General features: G+C 58.4%; 13 protein-coding genes and 1 pseudogene. All 14 read right to left on the bottom strand.

Features of this window, described 5'->3' with window-relative positions; all coding sequences use genetic code 11:
- Positions 1–99, bottom strand: a pseudogene (locus ACQZ5M_RS11620) (sugar ABC transporter permease); the annotation flags it as partial.
- Between the two features lie 122 nt (positions 100–221).
- Positions 222–1,535 carry an ABC transporter substrate-binding protein gene (locus tag ACQZ5M_RS11615; protein ID WP_296035701.1) on the bottom strand — a complete coding sequence of 438 codons (1,314 nt, stop codon included), beginning with the start codon at positions 1,533–1,535 and terminating at the stop codon, positions 222–224.
- 141 nt (positions 1,536–1,676) lie between these two features.
- Positions 1,677–2,630 (bottom strand): sugar-binding transcriptional regulator, encoded by a 954-nt coding sequence (locus ACQZ5M_RS11610; RefSeq protein WP_113179178.1) that lies wholly within the window; start codon positions 2,628–2,630, stop codon positions 1,677–1,679.
- Positions 2,631–2,735: 105 nt separating this feature from the next.
- Complete coding sequence (locus ACQZ5M_RS11605) at positions 2,736–4,586, bottom strand: ABC transporter ATP-binding protein (protein WP_449079817.1); 1,851 nt, start codon at positions 4,584–4,586, stop codon at positions 2,736–2,738.
- A 128-nt stretch (positions 4,587–4,714) separates the two neighbouring features.
- Positions 4,715–6,112 (bottom strand): amidase, encoded by a 1,398-nt coding sequence (locus ACQZ5M_RS11600; RefSeq protein ID WP_449079816.1) that lies wholly within the window; start codon positions 6,110–6,112, stop codon positions 4,715–4,717.
- A gap of 53 nt (positions 6,113–6,165) precedes the next feature.
- On the bottom strand, positions 6,166–6,987 hold the full coding sequence (locus tag ACQZ5M_RS11595) for an ABC transporter permease (RefSeq protein WP_449079815.1): 822 nt from the start codon (positions 6,985–6,987) through the stop codon (positions 6,166–6,168).
- Positions 6,984–7,934, bottom strand: coding sequence for an ABC transporter permease (locus tag ACQZ5M_RS11590; RefSeq protein ID WP_449079814.1), 951 nt, complete (start codon positions 7,932–7,934; stop codon positions 6,984–6,986). Before ACQZ5M_RS11590 ends, ACQZ5M_RS11595 begins: the two co-directional genes overlap by 4 nt.
- 99 nt (positions 7,935–8,033) lie before the next feature.
- A complete protein-coding gene (locus ACQZ5M_RS11585; protein WP_449079813.1) occupies positions 8,034–9,569 on the bottom strand; it encodes an ABC transporter substrate-binding protein in 1,536 nt (511 codons plus the stop codon).
- Between the two features lie 236 nt (positions 9,570–9,805).
- Entirely contained in the window at positions 9,806–10,711 is a 906-nt protein-coding gene (locus ACQZ5M_RS11580) for a LysR family transcriptional regulator (RefSeq protein ID WP_449079812.1), read from the bottom strand.
- 93 nt (positions 10,712–10,804) lie between these two features.
- Entirely contained in the window at positions 10,805–11,554 is a 750-nt protein-coding gene (locus ACQZ5M_RS11575; RefSeq protein WP_296084073.1) for an ABC transporter ATP-binding protein, read from the bottom strand.
- On the bottom strand, positions 11,551–12,399 hold the full coding sequence (locus tag ACQZ5M_RS11570; protein ID WP_449079811.1) for an ABC transporter ATP-binding protein: 849 nt from the start codon (positions 12,397–12,399) through the stop codon (positions 11,551–11,553). The genes ACQZ5M_RS11575 and ACQZ5M_RS11570 overlap by 4 nt, the downstream gene beginning before the upstream one ends.
- Positions 12,396–13,328 (bottom strand): ABC transporter permease, encoded by a 933-nt coding sequence (locus ACQZ5M_RS11565; RefSeq protein ID WP_449079810.1) that lies wholly within the window; start codon positions 13,326–13,328, stop codon positions 12,396–12,398. The genes ACQZ5M_RS11570 and ACQZ5M_RS11565 overlap by 4 nt, the downstream gene beginning before the upstream one ends.
- Positions 13,325–14,392 (bottom strand): ABC transporter permease, encoded by a 1,068-nt coding sequence (locus ACQZ5M_RS11560; RefSeq protein ID WP_449079809.1) that lies wholly within the window; start codon positions 14,390–14,392, stop codon positions 13,325–13,327. Before ACQZ5M_RS11560 ends, ACQZ5M_RS11565 begins: the two co-directional genes overlap by 4 nt.
- A gap of 18 nt (positions 14,393–14,410) precedes the next feature.
- Positions 14,411–16,051: an ABC transporter substrate-binding protein gene (locus ACQZ5M_RS11555; RefSeq protein WP_296035670.1), complete on the bottom strand. Its 1,641-nt coding sequence runs from the start codon at positions 16,049–16,051 to the stop codon at positions 14,411–14,413.
- Position 16,052 lies beyond the last annotated feature (1 nt).

Below are 16,052 nucleotides of genomic sequence, written 5' to 3'. Positions count from 1 at the left end.
CAGCGTCATCGCCAGCGGCACGATCATCCAGATCAGAAGCAGGAAAACCGAGGGCGCCATCATCACACGCGCCAGGCTCCTGGTGTTTTGCGTTGCCATTCGCTGTCCTCCCAGTATCGCGCGCAGCGTCAAGACCGCATGCAGTGCATTTTTTTTTGATTATAAAGACGATTAAGAATGCCCGCCGCCCGGCTTTTGCCGAACGGCGGGCTTTGGGAGGATTACTTGATGTAACCGGCGCGGGTCATTTCGCGTGTCGCGGTGGACTGGGCACCCGAAAGCGCATCATCAACCGAAGACTGACCTGCAACAACCGCAGAGAAAAGCTGACCGACAGTGGTGCCGAGCGACTGGAACTCAGGGATCGCCACGAACTGACCGCCCGTATAAGGCACAGGCTTGACGGTCGGCTTGGTGATATCGGCTGCGTTCATGGCCGCAAGCGTCGTCTTGGCGAAAGGTGCCGCCTTCTCGTAATCAGCATTCTTGTAGAGCGAGGTGCGCGTGCCCGGAGGAACGTTGGCCCAGCCTTCCTTGGAAGCGACGAGATCGGAGTAGTCCTTGCTGGTTGCCCAGGCGATGAACTTCTCTGCTGATTCAGCCTTTTGCGAGCTCTTCGGGATGGCAAGGTTCCAAGACCACAGCCAGTTGCCATGGTTCTTCAACTCGCCATGCGTCGGAAACAACGCATAGCCAACCTTGTCCGCAACCGTTGAGTCCTTCGGATTCGACACGAAGGATGCAGCAACGGTAGCGTCGATCCACATGCCGCACTTGCCCTGCTGGAAGAGCGTCAGGTTTTCGTTGAAGCCGTTCGAGGCTGCACCCGACGGGCCGGCATCCTTCATCAGATCGACGTAAAACTGCAGCGAATTCTTCCACTCGGGCTGATCGAATTGTGGCTTCCAGTTTTCATCGAACCAGCGGCCACCGAAAGAGTTGGTGAGCGCGGTGATGAAGGCCATGTTCTCGCCCCAACCGGCCTTGCCACGCAGGCAGATGCCGTTGACGTCAGCCTTGCGGTCGGTGATCTTGCGGGCCGCGTCACCGATGAATTCCCAGGTCGGGTTTTCCGGCATCTTCAGACCGGCTTTTTCGAACAGGTCCTTGCGGTACATGATCATGGCGGATTCGCCATAGAAGGGCGCCGCGTAAAGCTTGCCTTCGACCGTGAGACCGCCACGGATGGAGGGCAGCATGTCGTTGACGTCATACTTGTCGCCAAGCTTTTCGAGCGGCAGAAGCCAGCCCTGCTTTGCCCAGATCGGAACCTCGTAGTTACCGATCGTCATGATGTCATACTGGCCACCATTGGTGGCGATATCCGTCGTTACGCGTTCGCGCAGGACGTTTTCTTCCAGCGTGACCCATTCGATCTGAATGTCCGGGTTCTTGTCGGTGAATTCCTTTGTCAGCCCCTGCATGCGGATCATGTCACCGTTGTTGACGGTGGCAATGGTCAGTGTTTCTGCAGACGCGAGGCCGGAAAAGGCGAGAGCCGAGCATGCGCCCAGCAGAAGTGTCTTCAATGTCATGATCTTCCTCCCAGAAGAAAAATGAGCATTCGCTTTGCTCGAGGGCAATTACTCACTTTGAAGCATAGAATGTCAAGCACCATCCTGCGCTGCAGCGCACAAGTGACGGCTAATATGCTGATTTGAAAATAATATTTCTGCTCAGTGTGTGAGCATATATTCGGCAGATTGCTCGTCCGTGATGATCCCGTTCAACAAACCCCCTCGTAAGGCGGCCAGCATGGCGGGGGATTTTTTCCGGCCCTGAGCAATGCCGATGACCGTGCAAGTCTCGCGTGACGGAACGGGGACAGATGCCACACGGTCATTGATGGGATTGGTTATGATCTTTCCATCGCCGTCAAAGAACCAGCCGCAGATTTCCCCCGCAGCCCCTTCGGCGATCAGACGCTTCATGTCTTCGACAGCCAGAAATCCATCGACGCACAGCGGTGCGTTCTCCCCGAGTTCACCCACTCCCACGAAGGTTACGTTCGCGGCGGCTCCAAGCGACAGAGTAGAGCGCACCATCGCCTGGTCGTGCAGAAGTTCTCGCTCTTCGGCAGATGAGCAGAGAACTGGCAAAGGCATCGGAAAATGCCGTGCCTTGATTGCATCTGCCATGGAGAAAATGACGTTGTAATAGGCCGCCGAACCGTCCGGCCCGATGTTGCCGGTTAGCGAGACGATGCGATGCTGCGGACACTCCATCGGCGGCAGCTGATCAACCGCCGCTTTGAGTGTCCGTCCTGTTCCGATCGCAAGGACGATCGGGTCCGGCTGACGCAGCCAACGTTCGATTTCCGCAGCACCGGCCTCGGCAATCCCAACCGTCGACGACGTTCCTGCCGGATCGCTCGGAACGACTTCGACATGCTTCAGAAAAAAGCGCTCGCGCAGAGCTTCGGCCTTTTCCAGGCAGGCAGCAATTGGATGATCGAGCCTGACCTTGATCAGGCGTTCGGCCACCGCCAGCGAGACCAGCCTTTGCGCCGACTGGCGTGAAATTCCCATGGCGGCGGCGATCTCATCCTGGGTACGGCCAGCCACATAATAGAGCCAGCCGGCACGTGCCGCATCGTCTAACCGCCCACCGCTATCGGATCGTCTGGCCATGTCTTTGCCCTAAGCTCTTCGTCACCAAGTGCTGACATTTTTTGCGGCGAAATGTCAAATTCTGAGACACGGCAGGCGAAATACGATCCGTAGTCCCTAAACTTTTCAGCTTGCTTCCTGCACGAGATGACCAGCGGAAACCTCTCGATATTGACGTGGCGGCGGCACATAACCTGCGGGGCGGATTGGGCTTTTGATTTCGTCGGTCGCCATGTTGCGCCGGATATGCCGTCGCGAGGGGTCCGGCACCGGAACGGCAGACATCAGCTTTTTCGTATAAGGATGCTGGGGATTATCGAAAACGGTCGCGCGCGGGCCAATCTCCACGATCTCACCGAGATACATCACCGCTACACGATGACTGACCCGCTCCACCACGGCCATATCGTGTGAGATGAACAGGAAAGCCAGATTGAGGCTCTGTTGCAGATCAAGCAGAAGGTTGCACACCTGCGCCTTGATCGAGACATCAAGCGCCGAGACCGCCTCGTCGGCGACGATGACCTTGGGGTCGAGCATCAAAGAGCGGGCAATGGCGACGCGCTGACGCTGACCGCCTGAAAATTCATGCGGGAAACGCCCCATCATATCCGCGTGAAGGCCAACTTTCTCCAACAGATCCGCAGCCTTTTCACGCGCCTGCTGCTTGTTGCCGAGGCGATGCTCGAGGAAGGGCTCTATGATTGCGGCACCCACGCTCATGCGCGGGTCAAGGCTTGCGAAAGGGTCCTGGAAAATCATCTGCACACTGCGCCGCATGGCGCGCAACGTGACCTTGTCGAGTTGCATCACCTCATAGCCATCGAGCATCACATTGCCGGACGTCGGCTCGATCAGCCGCGTAATCGAGCGACCGGTGGTGGATTTACCGCAACCCGACTCGCCAACGAGCGAAAGCGTTTCTCCTTCGGAAAGATCGAAGGAGACCTTTTCCACCGCGTAGACGGCACCAGATTTACGACCAAGAAGACCGGAGCGGATATCGAAGCGGGTCGTCAGATCTTTGACCGACAGAATGGGCGTCTTGCTACCCGAAACCGTGTCCTTCACCTCCGCTGCGGGCTGGCTTTCTCCCGTCTTGATATCGACGATCGGGAAGCGGGCGGGAAGCACGCGCTCCTTCATCGAACCAAGCTTGGGCACCGCAGAAAGAAGCGCACGCGTATAGGGGTGCTGGCCACGGTGGAAGATATCATCCGTGGTGCCGGTCTCCACCACATCACCGCGAAACATGACGATGGTGCGGTCCGCGACTTCAGCCACGACACCCATATCATGGGTGATGAAGAGGACGGACATGCCCTCCTCTTCCTGCAGCTGCTTGATGAGGTCGAGTATCTGGCCCTGGATCGTCACATCGAGCGCCGTTGTCGGCTCATCGGCGATCAGGAGCTTCGGTCTGGACGCAAGGGCCATGGCGATCATCACGCGCTGGCGCATACCTCCGGAAAACTGATGCGGATAATCGTTAAAGCGGCTCGTCGCATTGGGAATGCGCACCTTTTCCAGAAGCCGGATGACTTCAGCCTTCGCAGCTGACGAAGACATAGGCTGATGGACGGTGAGCGCTTCGGCGATCTGCTTGCCGATCGGAAAGATCGGATTGAGGCTCGTCATCGGCTCCTGGAAGATCATCGAGATCTCCTTGCCACGAACCTTTTGCATTTCCTCTTCCGGCAAGCTCAAAAGATTGCGCCCGCCGAGCATGACTTCCCCTTCGATGCGGCTCATCCTCTTATCGAGAAGACGCATGATGGAAAGCGACGTGACACTCTTGCCCGAACCACTTTCCCCAACGATTGCCACCGTTTCGCGCGGCGCGATCTGGAAACTCATATTTCGAACCACGGACTTCCATCCGTCAGGAGTGCGAAAGGACGTGGTGAGATTTTGAACCGACAGGACGGGGGTCACAGACCCGCCGGTTGCTTCCATGGACGTTCCGGCCAAAAGCATGCTGATCTCCTTAAAGTTCGACCGCACAATCGCATGTCGGCATCATGGTATTTCTCGTTTCGGGTGCCACGGCTCGGCTTGAAGCATCGCCCAGTGCGCTAACGCTTGCAACCTCGGCACACGCGTGATCAGCCTTGCGCTTGTGGCTTCGGCCACTGTTTCACACCCCCGCCCCAGTCCTCGAACGCCTTGGATAACTTCAAGACAAAGAGATCCTCGTATCGCGGGCCGACGATCTGCAGGCCAATAGGCATGCCGGATTTCGAGAAGCCGCAATTGATCGAGGAGGCCGGTTGCTCGGACATGTTCCAGGGGACAGTAAAGCCAATGTGTTCGAAGGGCAGCTGTGGGTCATTGGTAGGAGAGGCCCAGTCTGCCGGATAGGACACGATCGGATTGGTCGGCGAAATGACGGCATCCACCTTCTGCATCAGCCGCCCGCAGCTTTTGCGCATCTCCATGGTCTGGTTGAAGCCGAAGACTGCGCGCGACCCTGACACCTCGGCACCCTTGCTCGCCCAGTCCAGAATATAGGGCAAAATGGTTGCGCGGCGTTCGTCGCTCAAGGCCACCATATCGCCCCAGAATCTGGCCCGCCAGAAATCGTCCAGACCGTCCAGCATGTTGCGCGTCAGCACTGGCTCGACTGGAACGATGATGGCGCCCGCGGCCTCGAAAAGTCTTGCAGCAGACGTGACGGCATCACGGACCTCGTCATCCAGAGGCAGGCCGCAGCCCGCATCCAGCATCAGGCCGATCTTCAGGCCCCTTACGTCGATCTCCAGATCCAGCCAATCGATGGTGTTGGGTGGCAGCGACGTGCCATCGCGCCAATCCGGACGGCTCAATGTCGACATGGCGTAAGCAGCATCGGTGACGGTGCGCGTCATCGGCCCGGCGCAGCGACCGGTGTAAAAGGGATCGACCGGAATACGGCCTTGGCTCGGCTTAAAACCAAAAAGCCCGGTCCATCCGGCGGGAAGACGCACGGAGCCGCCGATATCCGTGCCGACATGGAGCGTGCCATAGCCCGCAGCCCCTGCCGACGCTGCTCCTGCACTAGAGCCACCAGGGTTTCGCGTCGGGTCCCACGGGTTGCGGCTCAGCTTGTGAAAACTGGACAGGCCCGACGAAAGCATGCCGTAATCAGGGCAGGTCGTCTTGGCATAGAGGATCGCCCCATCTTCACGGCAACGGGCCGCCACCGGTGCATCCTCCATGGCCGGAACAAGCTCGACCGCCCTCGTGCCGAGCGGTACAGGCTGTCCCTTCGTGGCGATGAGTTCCTTGAGCGAGACCGGAAGGCCATCGAGGGGCCCGAGCGTTTCTCCCCTGAGCCAGCGCTGCGTCGAGGCTGCCGCCTGCCTGCGTGCATCTTCGGGATCATAGGCGTAAAGCGCGTTCACGATTGGCTCGAATGCCTCGATGCGTGCCTCTACTGCCTGCCAATATTCTGACGGGGACAGCGCCTTGTCGCGGTAAAGCGCCAGAATTTCGAGCGTGTTGAGGTCTATGAGATCGGTCATGGAATCGTCTCGTCAAAATTTCAGGATCTAAGGGTGATATCGGCTTCAGGCGATCATGTCGTATCGCGCGGATCGAGGAGATCGCGAAGGCCATCACCGAGCAGATTGAGACCGAAGACAGCAAGCGCGATGGCAAGCCCCGGCATGATAGCGAGCCATGGAGCGACGCCGAGATAGGTTTGGGCATCGGCGAGCATCCGTCCCCAGGTGGCGGCAGGCGGAGGCATGCCGAGACCAAGGAAGGAGAGGCCGGCTTCCGTAAGGATGGCAAGGCCAAGCTGGATCGTCACCTGCACGATGATCTGGTTGGAGATATTAGGGACGATGTGAAAGAACGTGATCTTGGCGCGGTTCTGACCGATGCTGGTCGCTGCGGTAATATACTCTCTTGCCCATATCTGCAGTGCTGCACCTAGCGTCAGCCGGGCAAAGACAGGCACCATGAAGGTGGCGATAGCGATGATGGCAGTAAAGCGACCGGTACCGATGAACGCACCGAGCATCATCGCCGACAGAATGGGTGGCACGGCGAAGATGATATCGCAGATACGCATCACCACGGTCTCGGTAAATCCGCGCAGAGCGGCGACCGTAACCCCGATTGCAGTGCCGATGAAGGCACCGATGGCGACGGCAGCGATCGCCGTCGACAGCGAGTTCCAGGCTCCCGCCATCAGCATGGAAAGGACATCGCGACCGAAGTGATCGGTGCCGAGCCCACCATAGACGAAGGGCGACTTCAGCTTTTGAACGATCTGCATTTTTGTGGGAGACAGCGGCGTCCAGACCAGGGACAACAATGCGACCGCAATCAGAAAGCTTGTGACGGCAATGCCGATGACGAATGCCGGGCGGCGCCGGAGCAAGTGAATCATAGCGCACCTGTCCGCAATCTTGGATCGATGAAGAGATAGGCAATATCGACCAGGAAATTCATGGTGATGACGAGTGCGGAGAAGAACAGCACGACAGACTGCATGACGACGATATCCCGCTGGGTCAGCGCTTGATAGGCAAGCCGTCCGAGGCCTGGCAAGTTGAACACATTCTCCACCAGCACCGCGCCGGCAATCAGAAAGGTGAATTGCAAACCAATCATGGTAACGACCGGGATCATCGCATTTGGCACCGCGTGCCGCCACAATGCGACACGCTCGCTCAGGCCCTTTGCCCGGGCGGTGCGAACGAAATCCTCATTCATTACTTCGAGTACAGCGGAGCGGCAGACGCGGGTCAGAACACCCGCTTGCGAAAGGGCAAGCGCTATGGCCGGCAGAAGGAGCGAAAGAAGACCGGCGAAAAGGCTCGGCGTCCAGCCGGGAAAACCGCCAGCAGGCATCCAGCCGAGCGTGGTGGAAAAAAGAATGATGAGCAGCAACCCGACCCAGAAGCCAGGCACGGCGATACCCACATGGGAAAACAGACCCGCCGCGAAATCGAGTGCGCCATTGCGGTTTCGTGCCGCCGCCACACCGAGCGGGATGGCGATGGCAACGGACAGGCAGACAGCGAGAAAAGCAAGCGGTAGGGTAACGGCCAACCGCTCGACAATCAGACCTGCCACCGGCACACCGTAAGTATAGGACTGCCCGAGATCGCCATGCAGAACGGCCGTCAGCCAGTGAACATAACGAAGCGGCAGCGGCTGATCGAGGCCCATTTGTTTCTGCAGTGCGGCGAGCGTATCGGGACTGGCAGAGGTGCCGAGCATGATGGCCGCCGGATCTCCCGGCAGCAGGCCCATGACAAAATAGATGATGAGCGACACCGCAAACAAGGTGACGACGAGGCTTACGAGACGCCGGATGAGGACGGCTAACATCTGGCACCTACTCCTTGTGCACCAAGATCGGTTGATTGCAATCGCTCCGTCTCACCGGATCATGCCCGGCGAGACGGAACGTGCTGTCCCTGCGAAGACTTACTCTTCCCAGCGAACGTCCGTCAGCACGTTCGACGGTATAGGTTCATCCTGCCAAAGTCCCTTGACCTTCTTGTCCCAGACACCAAGCTTGGGCATCACAAAGAGAAAGAGCGCCGGCACGTCCTCAGCGAGGATCTTCTGCGCCTCTCCATAAAGCTTTTCCTGCTCACCGGCGTCGGCGGTCTTCTCGACATTGGCAATGATCTCGTTGAAGGCCGGGTTCTTGTAATTGAAGTAGTAGGGGTTACGGGAATAAATATCGATGTCCATCGGCTCGGCATGGGCGACGATGGTCATGTCGTAATTACTACCCTTGAACACATCCGCGACCCACTTGGCCGGAAACTCGGTCGTCTCGATCGTCATCGTCACGCCGATTTCGGCGAGCATGGCCTGGAGAACCTGCGATGTGCGCTGCGCATAGGCCATCTGAGGGGCCTTGATGGTGAAGCTGAAGCCATTCGGGAACCCGGCTTCGGCGAGCAAGGCCTTGGCCTTCTCGACATCATATGGGTAGACGCCCGTTGTATCGATGTAACCGCGGTCATTAGGGGTGTAGTGACTACCGATGGCGGTGCCGAGACCGGACCACGCGCCTTCGATAACGGTCGGACGGTCGACCGCCATCATCAGCGCCTGGCGCACACGCTTGTCGTCGAAGGGCTTGCGGGCATTGTTCATGCCCGCCACGACCTTGAGTTCGGTATTGCCAACGAAGGTACCGAGGCGTGAGTCGCCATCAAAGGAGGACATCAGCTCCGGCGCGCCAAATTCCGGGAATGCGTCGATATCGCCGGCTTTCAGAGCCGCCGCCTGAGCCTGCGCATCGGAGACGAAGCGGAAGGTGGCTTTCTCCAGCTTTACCCCGACGTTCTTGTCCCAATAGGACGGGTTCTTTTCAAGCTCGACCTTGTCACCCTTTGCCCAGCTCACGAATTTGAATGGGCCGGTGCCGATCGGCGTCGTGCGGTTGTTTTCCGCAGTCTTCGGCGCGACCATGACCGAGGCTGGCCAGCCCAACCAATAAATGAGGCTGCCAGCGGGCTGCTTCAGTTTCAACACCAGCGTTTCAGGGCCCGGCGTCTCGATGGTATCGATGGAAGCAAAGAAGCGTTTCTGCGGATTGACCGAGCTCTCGCCACGGGCACGATCCAGCGAAAACTTAGCAACGGAAGAATCAAAGGCCTCACCGTCATGGAAGGTCACGCCCCTGCGCAGCTTGAACGTATAGGTCTTGCCGTCCGGAGAAATCTGCCAGCTCTCGGCGAGCTGCGGCTTGACTTGCCCCTTGCTGTCAATGGTGACAAGGCCTTCGAAAATGTTCTGCCACGTGACCTGACCGATGGCGACAGGGGCTGCGATCGTCGGGTCCAGGCCGGTCGGCTCGATCGCCATACCAAGCGTCAGCGCCGTCTTGGGTGCGGCCTCAGCTTCGACAGCCGAGAACGGCAGCCAGAGTGCCGTCCCCAAGGCAAGGGTCAGGGCGGTACGGCGAGAAAGCTTCGCCGCCTGCGAAAAATAAGTGCGTGGCATCGTTATCCCCTGTCGGACGGCCCGGGCTTTTTGCCCTTTGAAAGACCATCTGTTGCAAAAAGAGTGGCACGGAGACGGCGCACACACAATCTGCATTTTTGTGTGCTCCGCGTAGCGGAAAACGCTACACGGTCTTGGGGAGGAAAATCAACCGACAGACGGTGATCGAATGGACAAAGTTCGATAGAGGAAAAACGTAAAGCATCGAGAACGAACTTGAAGAATCGCGATGCTCCTTACGGAGACGTTGTTGCCTCACGCATGAAACGTTCGATGAAGTCGGCGAGTTTGGAGGCTGCAAAGGAGAGTTGCCGGTCCGGCGCGACGCAGAGGTCGATCTGTGTGTGGATGCCCTTTTTGGCAGCCAGAGGGACGGCAACCATCTGGCCGCTGCGCAACTCGCGCGCCACCGAAAGAGCGGGCAAAAGCGTCGCCGCAGCGTGACCCTGCACCAGTTCCTTTAGCATTTCCAGCGAGCTGGTGATAAAGACCGGATCGAGTTCGATCCCGGCCTCCGCAAAGAGGGCGTCAAACGCCTGTCGTGCGGCAAAGGTTTTGTCCGGCAAAGCAAGCGGAAGCCCGGCAAGTTCCTTCAACGTCACTTCGGGCTGGCCGGCAAGCGCATGCCCCGCCGGGAAGATCGCATCATAGCTGATGCGCCTGCGTGAGCGCACCTTAACGCCGGAAAGCTTCGGCGCAAAGAGGCTGACGACGAGGTCGGCTTCCGCCGTTCCCAACGCCTCTATGGCTTGGCGCGCGCTGGTGATATTGACCTCAAAACGCAGCTTTGGATATTTCAGGCTGAACTGTGCAAGGACGGGGGCCAGCAGATTGGCGACGGTCGCACCATTGGCATAGATCGTGACGCGGCCGCGTTGCAGCCCTTTCAGGTCATCGATCAGCTGGTTGACATGGTCCAGTTCCCGCAGCGTCTTTCCGGCGCGTGCGGCAAGGAGTTCGCCTGCCGCTGTCAGCTTCACCCCACGGCTGGAGCGCTCGACCAGCGGTGTGCCAAAATAATATTCGAGATTTTCGATCTGACGGCTGACCGCGGTGGGTGCAACATTCAGGTTCTCGGCCGCCGCGCGCATGGAATTGGTGCGGACCAGTTCATCGAAATACATCAATGCGCGCAATTGCATGGAGCGATCATCCCCAGTGTTCGATCAAGGCTGCTGGACAGACTTAACCAGCGTCCTCCGCTGTTGCGGTCATACTCCAGGCGTGAGCCGGTCTCAATCTCGCCGGAAACCTTCGCTCGCCACCATCAGCTGACGGGTATAATCGGCGGAAAACTCTCTGGTCTCCAGCTGATGCACCTCCATCGACTCGACGATCTTGCCGCTTTTCATCACCGCCAGCCTGTCGCACATGTGGCTGATGACGCCGAGATCGTGGCTGACCATGACGAAGGTGAGGTTTCTGTCCTTGCGCGCCTGTTCAAGAAGATTGAGAATTTCCGCCTGGATCGACGCATCGAGCGCAGACGTCGGTTCATCGAGAAGGAGGATTTTCGGCTCCAGGATCAGAGCGCGAGCAATCGCGATGCGCTGGCGCTGGCCACCCGAAAGCTGGTGCGAATAGCGGAACCGGAAGCCGGTGCCGAGCCCCACCTCGTCCAGAGCGCGAGTGATGCGCACTTCTTTATCGTCCATGCCATGAATGGCGAGCGGCTCCAGCAGAATGGCATCCACCGTCTGGCGCGGATGGAGCGAACCATAGGGGTCCTGGAATACCATCTGGACATCGCGGTAGAAGCTCTTGTCGCGCGACTTCTTGTTATAGGTCCGTCCGTCCACAGTGAGGGTACCTTCCTCAAAATGGTTGAGACCGGCAATGGCGCGCAGGAGTGTGGACTTACCGGAACCGGATTCGCCAACGAGCCCAAAGGATTCACCTTTGGCGACCTCGATGCTGACCCGATCGAGCGCTAGATAACCGTCGAAGTCCACGACGATATCCTTGGCAGACAGCGCGACCGTCATAGGCGCCACTCCGCTTGACGTTGAAGGACCGGCAGCGGATGCCGGTGCTCGCCGATCTTCGGCAGACAGTTCAGGAGCCCCTGCGTATAGGGGTGTTGCGCATTCTGCAGATTGGCAGATGGCAGCTCTTCCACCACGCGGCCCGCATACATAACGAGCACACGGTCGCAGAAGGATGAGACGAGCCTGAGATCATGTGAGACGAAAATCAGGCCCATGCCGCGCTCACGGACCAGCTTGTCGAGAATATCGAGCACTTCCAGCTGCACCGTCACGTCGAGCGCCGATGTCGGCTCGTCCGCGATCAGAAGCTCAGGCCCGCAGACGAGCATCATGGCAATCATGACGCGCTGCCCCATGCCGCCGGACACTTCGTGCGGATAGAGGCCAAAGACGCGTTCGGGATCACGGATCTGCACCGCCTCAAGCATATCGAGCGCGCGCTTCTTCGCCTCGGCAAAGCCGATTCTCTCGTGCGTCTTCAGCGTCTCGACGATCTGGCGACCGATAGTCATGACCGGGTTCAGCGAATATTTCGGGTCCTGCAAGATCATCGCAATCTGCTTGCCGCGAATGGCGCGGCGCTGCTTAGCAGGCGCTCTCAAAAGATCGATATCGCCGAAGCGAAGTGCATCGGCTTCAATTTTTGCATGACCAGGGGTCAGCCCCATGATGGCGCGACCGGTCTGTGATTTGCCTGAACCGGATTCGCCGACGATGCCGAGACGTTCCCTGCCGAGCGAAAAGGAAACGCCCCGCACGGCTTCAACCAGGCCTGTTCTGGTCGGAAAGCTGACCCGCAGATTGTCGACCGTCAAAAGAGGTGTCGTCGCAGATGTAGTCACTGGCCAGCCTCCTTCGGATCGAGCGCATCGCGAAGCCCGTCGCCCAACAGGTTAAAGCCAAGGCTGACGATGAGGATGGCGGCGCCTGGCATCGCGGCAACCCACCACTGGTCGAGAATGAACCGACGGCCGGATGCAATCATCGCACCCCATTCGGGAAGCGGGGGCTGAGCGCCGAGGCCGAGGAAGCCGAGACCGGCGGCAGTCAAGATTATACCTGCCATATCCAGCGTCACGCGCACGATGAGCGAAGAGAAACACAGCGGGATGACATGTTTCAGCACGATGCGCCAGGGAGATGCCCCCATCAGCTTCACCGCAGCGATGAAATCGGAATTGCGAAACGTCATGGTCTCGGCACGCGCAATACGGGCGTAAGGCGGCCATGAGGTAATGGCGATCGCCAGCACAGCGTTCTCGATGCCGGGACCGAGAGCCGCGACAAGCGCAAGCGCAAGAACGAGCTTCGGGAAAGCTAGGAAGATATCGGTGATGCGCATCAGCACCGCGTCGATCCATCCACCGGCATAGCCTGCGACGGTGCCGACGATCAGCCCGATCGGTGCGGCGATGATTGCCACCAGCACGACGACGAAGAGTGTTAGACGCGAGCCGTGGATTAAACGAGACAGGATATCGCGCCCCTGATCGTCTGTGCCAAGCCAATATCCATCGGTTCCTGGAGGAAGAAGGCGGGCGTTGCGCAAATCCCCCTGGACTGCGGAATGCGGTGCGAGCACATCTGCGAAGATCGCCACCAGGATCAGCGCCAGAATGATGCCGAGGCCAGCGAGCGCCAGACGGTTTTCCGAAAAGCGCCGCCAGATGACGTAGGCCCGTCCGAGCCGCGCCTGCTTTCGCGAGGTCGGGCGGTCGGAGAGAAGCCATTCGCGGCTATAGGGTTTCACGATGGTCATTGTATCCGTCATCGGCTGCGCGTCCTTGGATCGAGCGTCCGGTAGAGCAGATCGGACAGGAGATTGATGCCGATGAAGACGGCGCCGATCACGATCGTGCCGCCGAGCACGGCATTCATATCCGCATTCTGCAGGGAATTGGTGATGTAAAGGCCGAGCCCCGGCCACGAAAAGATCGTTTCTGTCAGAACCGAGCCTTCGAGTAGACCGGCGTAGGACAACACGATGACCGTCAGCAGGGGTACCGCGGCATTGCGCAGCGCATGGAACCAGATGATGCGTGTTTCTGACAGTCCCTTGGCGCGAGCAGCGACGATATATTCCTGAGCCAGTTCATTGAGCATGAAAGAGCGAGTCATGCGGCTGATATAGGCGAGCGAGAAATAACCGAGCAGTCCAGCGGGGAGAATGATGTGGCGGAACAGATCCCAGAACACGTCCCATTGGCCCTGCCACAGCGCGTCGAACAGATAAAATCCGGTCGTAGGCGTGAAGGTGAACTCGTAGACAATATCGATACGACCCGGATAGGCGACCCAGTTCAACTTGGCGTAAAACAAGAGAAGCGCCAGAAGGCCGAGCCAGAAGATTGGCACGGAATAGCCGATAAGCCCAATGACACGCACGATCTGGTCAATGATGCTGCCGCGCTTGACCGCCGCCAGCACGCCAAGCGGAACGCCGAACATAGCACCGATCAACGTACCGAGCGTGGCAAGCTCAATGGTTGCCGGGAAGACGCGCTTGATGTCGTCCATCACCGGATTGGTTGTCAGCACCGACGTGCCGAAATTGCCCGTCAGAGCTTGCTTCAGGTAGATGAAGAACTGCTGCCAAAGCGGCAGGTTAAGACCGAGCTCTTCTCGAACGCGCTCCACCACATGCGCAGGCGCGCGATCGCCGACGATTGCCAGCGCCGGGTCGATCGGGATGACGCGGCCGATAAAGAAAGTTACCGCCAGCAGCCCCAAAAAGGTGGTAACGACGGTAACGACGAAGCCAAGAACGGCGATGAGGCGCCTGTTGGCACGACGTTTGCCGTGCCTCAGGCTTGCGGGGGTTTCAACGATACTCAATGGACCAATCCTGCCGGATCATTCCTTGGAGATCGTGTAGACATAGTTGGTATCGAAGCTTGGGCCGAGCTTCAGGCCCTTGAGCTTGTTGGAGTAACCGGCCACCTCGGTCTGCTGGAATACGATGACGAAAGGTCCGGTTTCCAGAACCTTCTTCTGCAGATCCTCATAGATCTTGGCGCGCTTGGCGCTGTCTTTTTCCAAAAGCGCCGACTGCGTTTCCTTCGTCAGCTCCGGAACGTCCCAGGCATTGCGCCAGGCAAGCGTCTTGTTCTTGCCTTCGTCGGAGTTGTCGTAGTTGATGGTAAACGTTTCGGCATTCGAGTTCGGGTCGAAATAGTCCGAACCCCACTGACCGATATAGATGTCATGCGTGCGCGCACGATACTTGGTCAGCGTCTGCTTGCCATCGCCCGGAATGATTTCCAGCTTGATGCCGGCCTGTGCCAACGTCTGCTGAACATTCTCGGCAATGCCGGTGACAGGCTGCGTGTTGCGCACGTCCATAGTGACTGTAAAGCCGTCCTTCAGACCAGCCTTGGCCAGCAATTCCTTCGCCTTGGCAACATCCAGCTTGTAGGGGTTCTCATCCAGCGCACCCAACTGCCCCTTCGGCAGGAAGGTCTGGTGGATTTCGCCGATGCCCTTGATGAGCGTCGCGCCAATCGCGTCATAATCGACGAGATATTTGAAAGCTTCCACGACTTCAGGCTTCTTCAGGTTCTCATTCTTCTGATTGAGGCTGAAGTAATAGACTGTGCCTTTGGGTGCGGAAGTGATGGAGAGACCTTCCTTTTTGGAAACGGCCTCCATATCGCCGGGCTCAAGGTTACGCGCCACGTCAATATCGCCGTTTTCAAGCGCCAGTCGCTGACCGGAGCTTTCCTTCATGTGGCGATACACGACGCGCTTAAGCTTCGGCTTTTCACCATAATAATTTGGGTTGGCTTCCATGATGACGGCTTCATTGGCCTTCCAGCCAAGGATCTTGTACGGGCCGGAGCCCGCATAGCCGGTCTTCAGGAATTCATTGCCAAAATCGGTGTCGTATTTGTAATCAGCGGTCGGCGTCATCGCCTTGGCCTTTTCCATGACAAGCTTCTTGTCGACGACCGAGGCAACAGTCGCGGTCAGAACGTTCAGGACGAAGCTTGGCGCATAGGGCTTATCGACTGTCAGCGTGAAAGTATCAGGTGCCGTGGCCTTGGCCTTCTCCGTGACGTTGTCGCCCTTCAGGCCGAACTGCGTGAGCAGGAAGGCAGGGGACTTGTCGAGCTTGATGGCGCGCTCGAAGGAGAACGCCACATCGTCTGCCGTGACCGGATTGCCGGAGGCGAATTTGAGGCCGGGCTTCAGCTTGAAGGTATAGGTCATGCCGTCTTCCGACGTCGTCCAGCTCTCGGCCAGATCGCCGATAACCTTGGAGGTGTCGTTGAGGTCGATGGAAACCAGCTTGGAATAGGTGTTGCCGGTGACTTCCGCGGCCGACAGCTCGAATGCCTCACCCGGATCGAGCGTGATGATGTCATCGATGGCGAAGCCTTCCACCAGCGTATCAGCCGGTGTGGCGGCAAAAGCCTGGGGCGCGGACAGCGCAATAAGCGACAGCGCGGCGCTGGTTGCCAGAATGCGGGCCATTTTGTTGAGCGACTTCGTCATT

The organism is Rhizobium sp. 22-785-1 (assembly GCF_053521965.1).
This window is presented reverse-complemented; position numbering and strand designations above follow the sequence as displayed.

Coding starts and splice junctions, on each gene's coding strand:
- ACQZ5M_RS11595 (WP_449079815.1), bottom strand. CDS start 6,987: ATGATTCACTTGCTCCGGCGCCGCCCGGCATTCGTCATCGGCATTGCC.
- ACQZ5M_RS11580 (WP_449079812.1), bottom strand. CDS start 10,711: ATGCAATTGCGCGCATTGATGTATTTCGATGAACTGGTCCGCACCAAT.
- ACQZ5M_RS11565 (WP_449079810.1), bottom strand. CDS start 13,328: ATGACGGATACAATGACCATCGTGAAACCCTATAGCCGCGAATGGCTT.
- ACQZ5M_RS11590 (WP_449079814.1), bottom strand. CDS start 7,934: ATGTTAGCCGTCCTCATCCGGCGTCTCGTAAGCCTCGTCGTCACCTTG.
- ACQZ5M_RS11575 (WP_296084073.1), bottom strand. CDS start 11,554: ATGACGGTCGCGCTGTCTGCCAAGGATATCGTCGTGGACTTCGACGGT.
- ACQZ5M_RS11600 (WP_449079816.1), bottom strand. CDS start 6,112: ATGACCGATCTCATAGACCTCAACACGCTCGAAATTCTGGCGCTTTAC.
- ACQZ5M_RS11610 (WP_113179178.1), bottom strand. CDS start 2,630: ATGGCCAGACGATCCGATAGCGGTGGGCGGTTAGACGATGCGGCACGT.
- ACQZ5M_RS11615 (WP_296035701.1), bottom strand. CDS start 1,535: ATGACATTGAAGACACTTCTGCTGGGCGCATGCTCGGCTCTCGCCTTT.
- ACQZ5M_RS11585 (WP_449079813.1), bottom strand. CDS start 9,569: ATGCCACGCACTTATTTTTCGCAGGCGGCGAAGCTTTCTCGCCGTACC.
- ACQZ5M_RS11605 (WP_449079817.1), bottom strand. CDS start 4,586: ATGCTTTTGGCCGGAACGTCCATGGAAGCAACCGGCGGGTCTGTGACC.
- ACQZ5M_RS11555 (WP_296035670.1), bottom strand. CDS start 16,051: ATGACGAAGTCGCTCAACAAAATGGCCCGCATTCTGGCAACCAGCGCC.